A 14,176-nucleotide genomic window follows, 5' to 3' on the forward strand; every position below is an offset into this window, starting at 1 on the left:
TGCGCTCCGTCACTTCACGCTCTGCTGCACGTTTTGCTTGGCGGCGTCCGCTGCTGCCTGGCTGGTCTGGGCTTGAGCCCCCGCGCCAGCTACCGACATCGACACCAATGAGGCCAGCTGGGCTTCCATGCTTTCGTACTGGCGATACTGTTTTTCCTGGATGGCCAGGTCCAGCGCCTTGATCTTCAGGATCTCGATCAGCGCGCCGCGTTCGTTCTGCGCAGACATGACCCTGGCCCAGCTGTCGTATTGGGCGGTATTGCCCGAATACCGTTTGACCTCGTTGCGAAAGTGCACGGCCAGTGGCAGGTCAGTACCTGTTTCCTTGCCTTCCACGCCGGAGTAGTCAAGCTGAATGGCCTTCAGGCTGGCAAGTGCCGGCGATACCAGGGCATCTTTGCGGGCTTTGGACAGGGCATAGTCTTCGGTGGCGGCGGACTTGCCCGCCGCTGCCGGCACTGGTCCGTCTGGCAGGCCGGCCAGGTTGTTGACGAAGCCGACTTTCGCTTGGTACAGCGGTTCGTTTTCCATGGTGGGTTCGAACAAGGTTGCCACGGTCAGGTCGGCGCCCGGCAGCGTACCGACCGATTCGCACAGGCCGGAATCTGCCTGGTCCTGGGTGCAGAATGGCTTGCGTGCCTGCACCAGTGCCGCCTGGGCGCTGATGGGCTCGGCGTAGGTCCCGGGGGCGGCGACGATTTCCGACTTGACGCGCTGGCGCACTTCGCCGCCCATATCGGCATCGCGGGCGCTGATCAGCGTACGGGTCGCGTAGACCGAGCAAGGCGAAAAGCCTTGGCCGAATTCGCCACCGTAGTCGAAGCGTGACTGCTTCACGCGCTGGGTCTGCGCGAGCACCTTGAGCCCCGTGGCCGTTTGCTGGGCGGCATTGTGCCCAGCCTCTGCGATCTGGTTCGCCGCCAAGGCTTTTTGCTTGGTCAGGACCGCAATGGCCGAGGTCAGGCGCTGGCTCTGGGTTTCAAGCAGGGCCGACAGCGTCGCATCCACCCCGGACACCAGGCCGTTGAGGGTCTGGGTCGCAGCCGTGAATGCCGGTGCTACGGTGTTTTCCTGATACTGGGGCGGGCAATAGGCCCAGGCCAGCGTAGAGGTCAGGACAAGCGACGCACCCAGCGAAACCTTCCATTTGCGTGCTTCACGCGCTTCGTCGAAATTCCGTTTCATGGGCACCTCACTGTACCGCTTGCGCTGCAGTTTCAGACAGCACCTTCTGGTAGCGCGCTTCCAGAGGGGCGCTCAGGCCGTCGGAGGAGGCGATGACCAGCGTTGCCAAGTTGGCGAGCAACCGTTGGTTCTGCTCGTACTGTTGCTGATGGATCCAGACCTCAAGGCCACCCATCTTGGCCGCTTCGACCAGCAACCCACGCTGCGTCTGGCGCGCCAGGTTGCCTGACCACTCCAGCGCCTCCTTGCCACCAAAGTACTGGTTCACACGCAGCTTGAGCACTTCATTGGGCGACTTACCGCCGAATTCCTTGCTGCGGGTGTTGGCTGCGTTGATCATCGACAGGCTGTAGGCGGGTATGGACAGCATCGAGTCCTTGCGGTTTTTCTGCACCATGTAGGTTTCGCCGGCAGGCGTAGCGCCGGCTTCCTTGGCCAGGGCCTCGTCTGGCGGGCCTATCACATGCTGGATGTAAGCCGTGCGCGCCTCGGTAGCCAGCGAATCGGCATCGGCGGCTTCAAACAGCAGCGCCGCGTTGGTGTCGCCACCGGGCAGCTTGCTGAGGGTACAGAGGCCGGCGTCTGCCTCGGCTTCGGTACAGAACTTGGCGCGGTGCTCTTCCAGGCGCTGCTGCATCGCCTGGCCGGTGGAAGGCACCAAGCGACCCGGAGAGGCATCCAGTTCACCAACTGCTGCCTTGGCTCTGGCCGCCATGCTGGTGAATGCGATGTCCATCGACTTGTTCTTGACCACGGTACCGCAAGGGTCGAAACCTTGGCCGGTAGCGGCATTGAAATCGAGATAGGCCTTGGTCGCCGCCGCGTTCTGTTGTTGCGCACGGCTGGCGTTGATCAGTTGCTCGGCGGTTTGCCTGCTGTTGTCCGCAATCACACTTGCCGACAGTGCCTCCTGCTTGGTGGCTACGGCAACGGCAGAGATGATCTGCTCGAACTTGATGTTCATCTGGTTGGCGAAGGTCGTGCCAAACGTGGTGATGTTGCCGCCCACGGAACCTGACAGTGCGGTGATCTGCGCTGCAGTCCACATTTCGGCGGGGCCGAAACCGTACAACGCGCCGTAGGACACACCCGACAGCATGGTCGAACCTGCGACGATGCTGGCTAACTTGAGCCGGAAATTCATATCACTGCCCCGTGAGCATTGGCACGCGACGGTCCGTCACTTGCCCGACAAGAGAATTGGCAGCCATGGCAGTCATTGCCGAGGCGGCAAGTTGCTGCGACTGGGCGGCATTGCAGGCGATCGAGTTGCAGTCGATATGTGCTTCTGCCCGTTGATCGGTGATCATCGCGGTGTAGGCATAGGCTGCTGTCTCGCCTTCCGGGGCAAGGGTCTTTTCGCTGAAAGGCCCGGCGTAGTCCACATCCCAGCCTTGCATGCCGTTGGCGTTGAGGGTGCACATGCCCTGCCTGGCTTCAGACACGCTGCAGTAGTTGTCGCGGTGCATGGCCAGCGTTTCCTGATCGGCTGCGGCCTTGGAGCCAACGCGTTGCGAGGAATAGGTCGCCATCAGGCGCGCTGTGTCCTTGTCGCGCTGAGAAACGGCCTCGACCATGAGCTTGCCCTGTTGCTGGGCAATGCACTTGCTGGTGACCGGCTGCCCCACTGCTGAGTCGAATGAGGTCACAGCCGCCATTGCCCGGTCGGACATTTCGATGGCGCCAACGGCATTGGCAAGCTGCTTTTTCGAATCGTTGTCCATCTGCGCGACGACGTTGGCCGACAGCGCCGTTTGCTTGACGGTCACCGACCAGGCACTCAGCTCGCTTTGCATGGTGCTGATGAACGTCAGCACCGAGGCCCAGGTCAGGGCCTGGGCCGGAAGCGCCGTAGTGCCCAGGGCAAGGCCGACGGCGGCAACTGCTGCGATTTTCTTCATTCCCAACCCCTTCAGTTGAACAGGCCGGCAGCCGAGCTGGACGACCCGCTGCCTGACCCGGACGTGGAGCGGCTGGTGCTGCTGGAAGTGCTTGCGGGCGGGGTACTGGCTGCAGGTGCCACGGTGTTGGTGGCAGCGGGGCTGCTGGTGCCAGTACCAGTGCCAGTGCCAGTGCCGCCGCCGAAGTCGGTTTGCACGTAATTGAACGGGTTGACGTCGACCGTGTAGGTGGCCTCGTAACCGGCAGGGGTACTGTGGTAGCTGCTGCCCAGTTCCGGGTCGAGTGTGCTCATGCCCTTGCTGACCAAACCATTGGTCAGCCCGTTCAGGTCCGCCAGCGATGTGCCGCTGCTGACTTTGCCAATTGCCTGGTTGATAGGGCTGGTGACCATGGAAGACACCTGCTGGACCGCCGTACACACTTTCTTCTGCGCGTACTTCAGCACCGCTTGCTGGGCAGCAGCGAAAATGGAACCCAGGCTGGGGATGGAGCCAGAGAGGTCGAACAGGCTGCCCAAGCCCCCGAAGCAATCGGCCGTGGCGCTGAACAACGATTCGACGTTGGGTGTTGCCGCCGCGAGTTCGGTATGAATTCTCAGTGCGTCGTTGATGGAGGCGCCGATCGTGCCTTCCTTGGTGCCGTCGGCACAGTCCTGGGCATCGGCTTTGATGGCCTCGGCCACCACCGAGCTCTGCTCCGACAGCAAGCCGCTCGACGTAGCGCCCAGGCTGCTGGAAGCGGCCACTGCCGGCCCTGCCAGCAGTAACCAGGCACCCAGGACGCTGCCCATGGCCGCGTGCTTGCCCACAGATTTGCCTACCGCTGCAGCAACAGGGTTCGGTCGTCCGTTATACATCTGCGTAACTCTCCATGATCTGGGATATCTCGCGCAGCCGCTCTGCGCAGAAGATCTCGCTGAGCAGGTGAGCTTTGCTGAAGGCATCCAGCCGGCGGCGAAATGCCGTGAAATCAGCGGGCTGCGCAAGGTCGCCGGCCAGCAGCGGGGTCAGCGCTCCGGTAAACGCATCATTGTGTTGCGCGACATAGCGCACCAGGTACATACAGCGCGAAGAGGTAAGTTGGGCCAGCAGTTCGGCGAATCGCTGCGGCACGTGGTGCAGGACCCCTGCGTAGGCTTCGATGAACGCCTGCAGTTCCTGCACCAGCAATTGGATTTCGAATTGCTGCCCTGAAGCATCCTCATCGAAGTCCACCGCCCAGCGGTCTAGGCGATCCATGCTGATCAGGAACTTGACCAGTGCGGCATTGCGCGATGACTTGGCGAAATGCCCAAGAACCCCGTGGGCCGTGAGGTCAAGCTGTTCAATGGCCGGTGTGTGCGCACCGTACGCTGTGTGTTGGTCCATTCCCTGCACTCGCTTTAAGCATACTGAAATACGCTAAAATGCATCCTGTTTCTAATTCTGTATCAAAAATGATGGCGTATCAACTTTTTGACATGTGAAATATAGTTGCCGGCTATTGGCAAGTGGCCACTGTCTCGTGGGTGAAGTGGGCGACGCCCTGCAGCTGAAGCCTTTGATTGGCAGGGGCTGCGAGTAGAAAGCAGTGCTGTGCGCCAGCCCTGCCTGAAGCCACTAATTGACAGCAGCCGTGCCGCAATCCGAAGCCGTTGGGCTATCCTAAATGGCTTAATGCAATTATCTTTTCCCGCTGCACAACTAATCGAACCGGCAAATGTCATTCACAGCAGGCCGGCCATTCATCGGGACGCCGGCCTTCACCACTGGAGCGAAGGCACATGGCAACACTGCAAGGCAGCACGTTGGAGGCTATCCAACATAGCCAGGCGCAACTGCGCGAGGAATGGACAGCCGGCCTCGAAACCAACGGCGCCACGCGCAATATCAAAGAACAGGTACTGGCACAGGAAACCCAGGAATTTCTGCAGTTGCTGGTGGACGGCCTGCGCGCTGGTGGCGGCAACCACCTGGCCGGCAGCGAGTGGGAGGCGTTGCGCCGGTTCCTGGAGAAGCTTTCTGCCAGCCGCGCTCAGCTTGGCCACGATTCGCACCAGGCCGCGTTCTTCATCTTCGCTTTGAAAGGGCCGCTGTTCGGCTTGCTGCAAGCGCAGTACAGCAGCGAGCCGGCCCGCCTGGCCGAGCAACTGTGGCTGGTGTCGGAACTGCTCGATGGCATGGGCATGCACACCATCCGCGCCTTCCAGAAAACCCGCGAGGAGGTGATCAGGCGCCAGCAGGAAGAACTGCTGGAGCTGTCTACCCCTGTGGTCAAACTGTGGGACGGGGTGCTGGCGCTGCCACTGATCGGTACGCTGGACTCGCAGCGTAGCCAGACGGTCATGGAGTCGCTGCTGCAACGCATCGTCGACACCGGCTCGGAAATTGCCATCATCGATATCACCGGTGTACCCACCGTCGACACCCTGGTCGCGCAGCACCTGCTGAAGACCGTCACGGCCATCCGCCTGATGGGCGCCGACTGCATCATCAGTGGCGTGCGCCCGCAAATCGCCCAGACCATCGTGCACCTGGGGCTGGACCTGGGCTCGCTGACTACCAAGGCCAGCCTGGCCGACGCCCTCAAGCTAGCCCTTGCACGCCTGGGCTGCGACATCAGCAAGCAGGGGTAAGCCCATGGAGCGTATCCCGATCCTGCAGATGGGCGAGTTCCTGCTTGTGACCATTCAGGTCGACATGCACGACCAGCTGGCGCTGACCCTGCAGGAAGACCTGACCGAGCGCATCAGCAGTACCTCGGCCCGGGGCGTGTTGATCGATATTTCCGCGTTGGACATGGTCGACTCGTTCATCGGCCGGATGATCGCCAGCATCTCTGGCCTGTCACGCATTCTTGATGCCGAAACCATGGTGGTCGGCATGCAGCCGGCCGTGGCCATTACCTTGGTCGAACTGGGCCTTACCCTACCGGGCGTGAGTACGGCGCTCAATGTGGAGCGTGGCATGCAAGTGCTGCGTCAACGAGTGAGCCAAAAATGAATGTGCGCGAAAGCGGCAGCCAGCCGGTACGAATCGAACAGGATGTGGTACTGGCGCGTCAGTTGGCGCGCAAGCTGGCCGGCGAATGCGGCATGCGCCTGGTGGACCTGACCAAGCTGGTGACGGCAGTCAGTGAACTGGCGCGCAACACGGTGGTGTATGGCGGTGGTGGCGATATGGACTGGGCTGTGCTGGAGGATGGCGGGCGCACCGGTTTGCGCCTGTTGTTCCGCGACGAGGGCCCCGGCATCCCCGACATCAAGTTGGCGCTGACTGACGGCTGGACCTCGGGCGGTGGCCTGGGCCTGGGCCTGACCGGCGCTCGGCGGCTTGTCCATGAATTTGAACTGGACACCGCGCCAGGGCAGGGCACACGCGTGACGATCACCCGATGGGCATGAACCTATTCGCCAGCCAGACCCAGGTGATGGGCCTGGCAGACCCGAGCGATGTTGGCCACGCCCGGCGTACCGCACAAAAGCTGGCCGAGCGGCACGGCTTTGACGAAGAGGACTGCGGCCGTGTGGCGCTGCTGGCCACCGAGCTGTGCAGCAACGTGCTCAAGCATGCCGGCTGCGGTGAACTGCACCTGCGGGTGCTGCCCCGTGAGCACGGGGGTTATGCCATTGAACTGCTCACGGCGGACCGTGCCCAAGGCTTCGATGCACAGGCCTGCCTGACCGACGGTTATTCAACCGCAGGCACCCAGGGTATCGGCCTGGGGGCCTTGGCGCGCATGGCCCAGGTATTCGATGTGTACGCCGATGCGCGCGGCGCGGTGGTGCTGGCGCGCGTGCACGCCCAGCGCGACCACGCGCCAGACCTGCGCGTGGGGGTAAGCCAGCATGCCCTGCACGGCGACCCCGCCTGTGGCGATACCTGGCACCTGGCGATCGAAGGGCAGCGTATCAGCGCCCTGGTGATCGACGGCCTGGGCCACGGTGTGGATGCCCAGGCTGCAGCCAGCGCGGGCGCGGCAGTGTTTGCCCAGGCCCCGTTCGCCGGCCAGTTGGAGCAATTGCAGGCCATGCACCATGCCATGAATGGCAGCCGTGGTGGCGCGGTGGCGATAGCACGCTATGACGGTGCCCGCGACCACCTCGGTTTTGCCGGCATCGGCAATATCGGCGCCAGCCTGGTGAGCGCCACCCAGGTGCGTGGGTTGGCTTCGTTGCCCGGCATCGTTGGCGGCCAGTATAGAAAAGCCCAGGTATTTGACTACGCTCATGCAAATGGAAAACTGTTGATCATGTACAGCGACGGCTTGCAGTCCCGTTGGAATCTGGAGAATTACCCTGGCCTGGTGCACCGCCACCCGGCCGTCATCGCGGCAGTGCTGCACCGCGACTTCTGCCGGGGCCGGGATGATGTAACCGTGCTGGTCATCGACCTGGAGGCGGCGCATGGCTGATGCAGAGGTAATTGCCCGGCTGCAGGCGGATAACGATGCCCTGCGTGCCGAACTGGAAGAAACCAACCAGGGCGTACTGGCCCTGTACGCCGAGTTGGACATACAGGCCGATCAGCTGCGCCAGGCGTCGGACTTGAAAAGCCGCTTCCTGTCGTACATGAGCCACGAATTCCGCACGCCGCTGGGTTCGATCCTGAGCATCACCGGCCTGCTTACCGACGAGCTCGACGGGCCGCTGTCGGCTGAACAGCACCGCCAGGTCACCTTCATCAGCACCGCCACCCGCGAGCTGTCCGACATGGTCGACGACCTGCTCGACCTTGCCAAGATCGAAGCCGGGCGCATCAGCATCTCGCCGGCCTGGTTCGACATGCTCGATCTGTTCACGGCCTTGCGCGGCATGTTCCGGCCGATTGTCGACGCTACTGCAGTCGACCTTATCTTCGAGGAGCCTACAGGGCTGCCGCGGCTGTACACCGATGACAAGAAGCTCGCGCAGATTCTGCGCAATTTCATTTCCAACGCGCTGAAGTTCACCGCCCAGGGTGAGGTGCGGGTGTCGGCCCAGCTGTATGGCGACGACCGCATCCGCTTTGCCGTCAGTGATACCGGCATTGGCATTGCAGCAGAGCTGTTGGATACGTTGTTCGAAGATTTCACCCAGGTAGATTCGCCACTGCAGAAGCGCTTTCGCGGCACTGGCCTGGGGCTGTCGTTGTGCAAGCGCTTCGCCATGCTGCTGGGTGGCGAAGTGGGGGTGCACAGTGAACCAGGGGAAGGCTCTACCTTCTTCGTGGTGATTCCTCTGGCCCTGGCTCAGGAGAACGCCGATGAAACCTGAGGTGCGCTTGCTGATCGTGGACGATAACGTCGCCACCCGCTACGCACTGCGCCGGCGCCTGGTAGTGCACGGCTACGAAGTGCTGGAGGCAGGCACCGGCGGTGAAGGCCTTGCGCTGATTCGCGACGAGCAGATAGATGCCTTGATCCTGGACGTGAACCTGCCCGACATGAGCGGGTTCGATATCGTACGGTTGCTGCGCGAAGATGCCCGCACGGCGTTGTTGCCGGTGATTCACGTGTCGGCCGCGTCGATCCAGAGCGGTGACATCATCACCGGCTTGAACGCTGGCGCCGATGCCTACCTGGTGCACCCGGTAGACCCGGATGTGTTGCTGGCAACCTTGCGTACCCTGTTGCGGGTGCGGGACGCCGAGCGCGCCCTGCGCCAGAGCGAGGCGCGCTTTCGCGAGATATTTACCGGTGTATCGGCGCCCATCGCGGTGCTCGACGCCGAGTTCAAGGTGCACGAGTGCAACCAGGCATTCAGCCACCTGACCCAGGAAAACAGCAACCCCGGGCAACTGCTGGAATGCTTTGCCAGCGGCCAGGAGCCAGCGTTGGCTGACCTGCGCCGGCACCTGGCGGCTGGCGAGCGCTGGAAGGGCACCCTGAGCATGCTGGTGCACGGGCATGTACGCGAAACCGAGTGGCAACTGTCGCCCTACCAGGCGCCAGGGCTGTGCCTGGTGTTCATCGAGGACATCACCGAGCACCGCCACCGGGAGCGCTCCCACCTGGCCCGCCTGGACGATGCCACCAACCAGTTGGCGCGGGAAGTGGCGGTGCGCGAACGCACCGAAGCGCAACTGCTGCAACTGCAGAAAATGGATGCCCTGGGCAGCCTGACCGGCGGCATTGCCCACGACTTCAACAATTTGCTCACCGGCATCATCACCAGCCTGGAGCTGATCTGCAAACGGGTGGCGGAAAACCGCATCGAGAAAGTGCCCAGGTACGCCGAAGCCGCACTCAGTTCAGCCACCAGCGCGGCCTCGTTGACCCACCGGTTGCTGGCCTTCGCGCGCCAGCAGCCACTGGATACCCGCCCGGTGGACGTCAACCAGCATGTACGCTCGCTGGAAGAGCTGCTGAACCGCACCATCGGCGAGCGCATCAAGCTTACCCTGGACCTGTCGACCCACCCGGCCATCGCCTTGGTCGACCCGGTGCAACTGGAGAGCGCGGTGCTCAACCTGGTGATCAATGCGCGCGATGCCTTGGCCAAGGGGGGGCGGATCTGGGTGAACACCGCAGCCACCTGGTCGCAGGGCAACCCCGACCTGGCGGACGGCCATTACATTGCCGTCAACGTGCGCGACAACGGCAGCGGCATCGAGCCGGAGCTGTTGGAAAAGGTGTTCGACCCGTTCTTCACCACCAAACCGGTGGGCCAGGGCACCGGGCTGGGGCTGTCGACCATCTACGGCTTCGCCCGGCAGTCCGGCGGGCATGTGCTGCTGAGCAGCGTGGTGGGGCAGGGCACGGAGGTGACCCTGTTGCTGCCGGCCAGCGCGGAGGCCGCGGTAGCGGTGGAGCCGGCCAACGTGCAGAACCTGCAAGGCAATGGCGAGCACGTGCTGGTGGTGGAAGACATGGCCTCGGTGCAGGTGGCGGTGGCAGAAGCGCTGACCGATGCCGGGTACCGCTGTACGGTGGCCACCACCACTGACGAGGCGTTGCGGCACCTGCGCGACGACGCCAGCCTGGACATGATGCTGACCGATGTTGGCCTGCCGACCCTCAGCGGCCGCGAACTGGCCGACCTGGCGCGGTGCTACCGGCCCCAGTTGCCGGTGCTGTTCATGACCGGGTACGCCGATGCGGCCCAGGACCGCCAGGCCTTTCTCGGCGCGGGCATGGACATGCTGGTGAAGCCCTTCCAGCTCTATGAGCTGCTGGTGAAAGTGCGCCAGGCGGTCGGTACCCCCTGAGGCAATTACCCCCGTCCGTCTTTTCTGAAAATAAATGAGGTGTTTTCTCATTCTCGTTCGGCCTTTGCACAAGGCCGGAATACAGGCCACCCGCCGACCCTCTACGGAGCGAGAAAATGAGTTCGACACCGGTTCCACAGCGCCACCCCCTCAGCCGTGCCATGCACGCGGCGATTCTGGGTTTGGTTGTCAGCAGCCCGGCATTGCCAGCGCTGGCGCAACCTGCTGGCGCTGATCACACCCTGCAACTGCAGCAGTGGAACATCCCTGCTGGCCCGCTGGCACCTGCGCTGGACCGTTTTGCCCGCCAGGCGGGTGTGAGCCTGGCCTTCGACGCGCAAACCGTGGCCAACCGCACCACCCCGGGCGTGCAGGGCGGCCTGGCGACGCCCGCCGCGTTGTCGGCGCTGTTGCAGGGGACCGACCTGCAGGTTGAACAGCAAGGCCCGCAGGCCTACCAGATCATTGCGCAAGCGCCGGCTGCCGGCCCGCTGGAGCTGGGTGCGACCGAGGATTACCGGCTGGCGCCGGTCATCATCAATGCCAAGGTCAAGGCCAGCGCCGATGACGACCTCAATTCAGTGGTGGCCAAGGAACTGTGGGTCGGTGGCAAGGTGGCCACCAGCATCCTCAACACCCCGGCCTCGGTGTCTGTGGTGACCCGCAAGGAAATGGAGCAGCGCAGCGTCAGCACCACCGAAGAAGCGCTGCAGTACAGCCCAGGCGTGGTCAGCGACTTCTACGGCTCGGACGACCGCAACGATTACTTCCAGATCCGCGGCTTCCAGGCCACCACCTACCGCGACGGCCTTACCCTGAGCTCGATGCGCGGTGTGCGCGAAGACCCCTATGCCTATGAACGCATCGAGATTCTGCGCGGCGCCAACTCCACCCTGTTCGGCCCGGCAGACCCAGGGGGCTCGGTGAACTTCGTGACCAAGCAGCCGCGCTTCGAGAAGTTCGGCCAGGGCTACGTGACCTACGGCTCTTACGACCATGCCGAGACCGGCATTGACGTGGGCGATGCCCTGAACGACGAGCAGACCCTGGCCGGCCGCTTCACGGCCAAGCTGCAGAACAGCGACCGCGAGTACGACCACTCGCAAGACGACAACCGCTTCGTGATGGGCGGCCTGACCTGGGCGCCCAGCGACTTCACCTCGGCCACGGTGATTCTCGATTACCTCAAGACCAATAGCTCGCCCAACAGCGGTGGCTACCCACTGGACAAGGAATACGACCGCAGCGATTTCTACGGCGAGCCCGGCTACAACTTCCATGATGTGGAGCGCACCAGCCTCAGCGCCAGCATCACCCACGACTTCGACAACGGTTTCACCCTGCGCAGCAACCTGCGCTACAGCGAGCTGAGCGATGACTTCGGCTACGTCTACCTGAGCGACAGCGCCGAGCGCGTGGGCACCGTGATCCCCCGCTACGTGTTCGGCACCGACAGCGACGCGGACCAGCTCAATGGCAACCTGATGCTGCAGTACGATGCCCAGTTCGAGCACATCGACAGCAGCACCCTGGTGGGCGTGGAATACCTGGACTCGACCAACAAACAGCGCTCGGTGTACAGCCTGGCGCCGTCGATAGACATCGCCAACCCCGTGTTCACCGGCGTACCCGGCGGCATCACGCCGTATAGCCGCGAGAAAAACGACGCCACCACCAAGGCCGTGTTCCTGCAGCAGAACCTGTCCTTCTACGACCGCGTCATTGCCACGGTGGGTATGCGCAATGACTCGATGGACCTGACCAGCACCGAGTATGTGGGGGGTGTGAACAGGCAGAGCGATACCTTCTCGGAAACCTCTTACCGCGGCGCGCTGACCTACATCGTCAACGATGAAGTGTCGACCTACGTCAGCATGGTGGAATCGGTTTCGCCGCCGCAGGTAGGGGTTACCCCGCAGACCGGCAGGCAGTACGAAGTGGGCGTGAAGTACTCGCCGCTGGGCATGGATGCGATGTTCTCGGCCGCCGTGTACGACCTGACCCAGGAAAACGTCACCATCGCCGTGGTGCTGCCCAGCGGCATCATCGAGCAGCAAACCGTGGGCGAGTCCCGCGCGCGCGGCCTGGACCTGGAAGCCAAGGCCCAGGTCACGCAAAACCTCAGCCTGATCGGGGCCTATTCGTACATGGACACCGAAGTGCTGCGCGGCTCGCTGTATGACGGCAGCTCGCTCAAAGGCAAAGCGTTTACCGTTGCGCCCAAGCATACGGCTTCGCTGTGGAGCTACTACGACATACCCGACACCGACGTGAGCGTGGGCTTGGGGGCGCGGTACGTGGGCGGTTACTTCATGGACGCGGCCAACACCAAGAAAAGCGACGGCACCACCCTGTTCGACGCTGCGCTGAACTACAAGATCGCCAAGGGCACCGACCTGGCGCTGAATGTCAGCAACCTGTTCGACGAGCAGCATGTGGTGGGCTCGGGTACGGCCGATTACTACAACCCAGGGCGGGAAGTGACCGCCAAGTTGAGTTACAGCTGGTAAGCCAGCCCAGGCTCATGATCGTCACCCAGCCCCAGAGCTGGGTGACCCCCCTCCCAATCCAACCCTCGCATCGCCCAATCGAATAAAATTGTACAAAGAACTTTTCCTGTACAAGATAATCATAGGCCTGATATCAAAACGTCACTACGCCAAAACCCGTCCGCATCCTTGTGCACGGGACCCAGCGTAGCGCCCAGCCAGGCCTTGAAGGGTTGCCCCCACGATGCTCAACAATCTCAGTATCTCGAAAAAACTGTACACCGGTTTCGGTCTTGTACTGCTCATCATCGCCGTATTGGTACTGACTGCCTTGCGAGGCTTCGACCAGGTCAGCAGCAGCGTGAAGCGCAACATCCACAGCTATGACGTGCTCAACCGCTCCAGCAGCATCCTCAACAGCCTTGTCGACATAGAAACCGCCATGCGCGGTTTTGCCCTTACCGGCCAGGACAGCTTCCTTGAGCCCATGCACACAGGCGAAGAAGCGTTCACCGACGCGCTCAATCGCCTGAAGCAGGCAACCGCCGACAACCCCCAGCAGCAAGCCCGGCTGGCCCGCCTGCAACAGCTTTACCAACAGTGGCTGCAGCAAGACATGCAAACCAGCGTGAACCTGCGCCGCGAGGTCAATGCTGACCGCGCGCCGCTGATAACGCTGGTCAGCCAGATAAGCTCGGGCCAGGCCAAAGCCAAAATGGACGCCATGCGCGCCGTGATCAACGAATTCCAGGCGGCCGAGAAATCCCTGCAGGACGAGCGCAGTCTGCTGATGGATCAGGCTAAATCCACCGCCTTCACCATCCTGATCGCCGGCGGACTGGTCGCTGCAATCCTGGCTGTGCTGATCGCCACATTCCTCGCAAGAACCCTCACCCACCGCCTGGGTGAAGCTGTAACGCTGGCGCGCAACATCGCTGACGGGCGCCTGGACAACACCATCGCGATTGAAGGTACGGATGAAGTCAGCACCCTCCAACAAGCATTCGTGGCCATGCAAGAGCGCCTGCGCACCATGATTGGCGAGATCAGGGCCAGTGCCGAACAACTGGTGGGGGCTGCCGATAACATTTCTGCGGCATCGGTACAGCTCTCCGCGTCAGCCCAGGAACAGTCGAGCTCGGCTTCCTCAATGGCGGCCACTGTCGAGGAGTTGACCGTGAGTATCAACCATGTCTCTGACAATGCGGTGGAAGCGCATGCCCAGTCCAGCGAGTCGGGTCGCCAGTCCAGCGAAGGCGGCAGCGTGATTCAGGAAACGCTGTCGCGCATGAACCTGATCGCCCAGACCGTAGAAGCTTCTGCCGGCCAGATCAGCGAACTGGACAGCCATGCCGAGCAGATCAGCAGCATTGTCAGCGTGATCAGCGGCATTGCCGAGCAAACCAACCTGCTGGCCCTGAACGCCGCCATCGA

The 14,176-nt window shown here is 62.6% G+C and carries 13 protein-coding genes; 8 read left to right on the forward strand and 5 right to left on the reverse strand.

Features of this window, described 5'->3' with window-relative positions; genetic code table 11:
- Positions 1-9 precede the first annotated feature (9 nt).
- The 5 genes from GYA94_RS19420 to GYA94_RS19440 are packed head-to-tail and all read right to left on the reverse strand — an operon-like array spanning position 10 to position 4,454.
- Positions 10-1,185, reverse strand: coding sequence for a hypothetical protein (locus tag GYA94_RS19420; RefSeq protein WP_161892898.1), 1,176 nt, complete (start codon positions 1,183-1,185; stop codon positions 10-12).
- A 7-nt stretch (positions 1,186-1,192) separates the two neighbouring features.
- Positions 1,193-2,329: a hypothetical protein gene (locus GYA94_RS19425; RefSeq protein WP_161892899.1), complete on the reverse strand. Its 1,137-nt coding sequence runs from the start codon at positions 2,327-2,329 to the stop codon at positions 1,193-1,195.
- 1 nt (position 2,330) lies between these two features.
- Positions 2,331-3,086, reverse strand: coding sequence for a hypothetical protein (locus tag GYA94_RS19430; protein WP_110676552.1), 756 nt, complete (start codon positions 3,084-3,086; stop codon positions 2,331-2,333).
- Positions 3,087-3,097: 11 nt separating this feature from the next.
- Positions 3,098-3,943: a hypothetical protein gene (locus GYA94_RS19435; RefSeq protein ID WP_110676551.1), complete on the reverse strand. Its 846-nt coding sequence runs from the start codon at positions 3,941-3,943 to the stop codon at positions 3,098-3,100.
- The gene (locus tag GYA94_RS19440) at positions 3,936-4,454 is read right to left on the reverse strand and encodes a type IVB secretion system protein IcmW (protein ID WP_110676550.1); all 519 of its coding nucleotides are present in this window, start codon (positions 4,452-4,454) and stop codon (positions 3,936-3,938) included. Before GYA94_RS19440 ends, GYA94_RS19435 begins: the two co-directional genes overlap by 8 nt.
- A 395-nt stretch (positions 4,455-4,849) precedes the next feature.
- On the opposite strand from GYA94_RS19440, the gene GYA94_RS19445 reads away from it, so the two are divergent.
- From GYA94_RS19445 to GYA94_RS19480, 8 genes are all read left to right on the forward strand, one after another.
- Positions 4,850-5,701 carry an STAS domain-containing protein gene (locus GYA94_RS19445; RefSeq protein ID WP_161892900.1) on the forward strand — a complete coding sequence of 284 codons (852 nt, stop codon included), beginning with the start codon at positions 4,850-4,852 and terminating at the stop codon, positions 5,699-5,701.
- A gap of 4 nt (positions 5,702-5,705) precedes the next feature.
- Positions 5,706-6,068, forward strand: coding sequence for an STAS domain-containing protein (locus tag GYA94_RS19450; RefSeq protein ID WP_054905950.1), 363 nt, complete (start codon positions 5,706-5,708; stop codon positions 6,066-6,068).
- Entirely contained in the window at positions 6,065-6,469 is a 405-nt protein-coding gene (locus GYA94_RS19455) for an anti-sigma regulatory factor (RefSeq protein WP_029885914.1), read from the forward strand. The genes GYA94_RS19450 and GYA94_RS19455 overlap by 4 nt, the downstream gene beginning before the upstream one ends.
- Entirely contained in the window at positions 6,466-7,479 is a 1,014-nt protein-coding gene (locus tag GYA94_RS19460) for an ATP-binding protein (RefSeq protein ID WP_110676605.1), read from the forward strand. The genes GYA94_RS19455 and GYA94_RS19460 overlap by 4 nt, the downstream gene beginning before the upstream one ends.
- Positions 7,472-8,320 carry a sensor histidine kinase gene (locus GYA94_RS19465; RefSeq protein ID WP_161892901.1) on the forward strand — a complete coding sequence of 283 codons (849 nt, stop codon included), beginning with the start codon at positions 7,472-7,474 and terminating at the stop codon, positions 8,318-8,320. Before GYA94_RS19460 ends, GYA94_RS19465 begins: the two co-directional genes overlap by 8 nt.
- Positions 8,310-10,253, forward strand: a complete 1,944-nt coding sequence (locus GYA94_RS19470) for a PAS domain-containing hybrid sensor histidine kinase/response regulator (RefSeq protein ID WP_161892902.1) — start codon at positions 8,310-8,312, stop codon at positions 10,251-10,253. The genes GYA94_RS19465 and GYA94_RS19470 overlap by 11 nt, the downstream gene beginning before the upstream one ends.
- Positions 10,254-10,369: 116 nt before the next feature.
- The gene (locus GYA94_RS19475; RefSeq protein WP_161892903.1) at positions 10,370-12,763 is read left to right on the forward strand and encodes a TonB-dependent siderophore receptor; all 2,394 of its coding nucleotides are present in this window, start codon (positions 10,370-10,372) and stop codon (positions 12,761-12,763) included.
- Between the two features lie 223 nt (positions 12,764-12,986).
- A partial coding sequence (locus GYA94_RS19480) for a methyl-accepting chemotaxis protein (RefSeq protein ID WP_161892904.1) occupies positions 12,987-14,176 on the forward strand: 1,190 nt, incomplete at its 3' end.

The organism is Pseudomonas juntendi (assembly GCF_009932375.1).
Taxonomy (GTDB): Bacteria; Pseudomonadota; Gammaproteobacteria; order Pseudomonadales; family Pseudomonadaceae; genus Aquipseudomonas; species Aquipseudomonas juntendi.

What these genes read in the sequence shown, in the direction of transcription:
- GYA94_RS19420 (WP_161892898.1), bottom strand. Translation starts at nt 1,185, where the DNA reads ATGAAACGGAATTTCGACGAAGCGCGTGAAGCACGCAAATGGAAGGTT.
- GYA94_RS19425 (WP_161892899.1), bottom strand. Translation starts at nt 2,329, where the DNA reads ATGAATTTCCGGCTCAAGTTAGCCAGCATCGTCGCAGGTTCGACCATG.
- GYA94_RS19430 (WP_110676552.1), bottom strand. Translation starts at nt 3,086, where the DNA reads ATGAAGAAAATCGCAGCAGTTGCCGCCGTCGGCCTTGCCCTGGGCACT.
- GYA94_RS19435 (WP_110676551.1), bottom strand. Translation starts at nt 3,943, where the DNA reads ATGTATAACGGACGACCGAACCCTGTTGCTGCAGCGGTAGGCAAATCT.
- GYA94_RS19440 (WP_110676550.1), bottom strand. Translation starts at nt 4,454, where the DNA reads ATGGACCAACACACAGCGTACGGTGCGCACACACCGGCCATTGAACAG.
- GYA94_RS19445 (WP_161892900.1), top strand. Translation starts at nt 4,850, where the DNA reads ATGGCAACACTGCAAGGCAGCACGTTGGAGGCTATCCAACATAGCCAG.
- GYA94_RS19450 (WP_054905950.1), top strand. Translation starts at nt 5,706, where the DNA reads ATGGAGCGTATCCCGATCCTGCAGATGGGCGAGTTCCTGCTTGTGACC.
- GYA94_RS19455 (WP_029885914.1), top strand. Translation starts at nt 6,065, where the DNA reads ATGAATGTGCGCGAAAGCGGCAGCCAGCCGGTACGAATCGAACAGGAT.
- GYA94_RS19460 (WP_110676605.1), top strand. Translation starts at nt 6,466, where the DNA reads ATGAACCTATTCGCCAGCCAGACCCAGGTGATGGGCCTGGCAGACCCG.
- GYA94_RS19465 (WP_161892901.1), top strand. Translation starts at nt 7,472, where the DNA reads ATGGCTGATGCAGAGGTAATTGCCCGGCTGCAGGCGGATAACGATGCC.
- GYA94_RS19470 (WP_161892902.1), top strand. Translation starts at nt 8,310, where the DNA reads ATGAAACCTGAGGTGCGCTTGCTGATCGTGGACGATAACGTCGCCACC.
- GYA94_RS19475 (WP_161892903.1), top strand. Translation starts at nt 10,370, where the DNA reads ATGAGTTCGACACCGGTTCCACAGCGCCACCCCCTCAGCCGTGCCATG.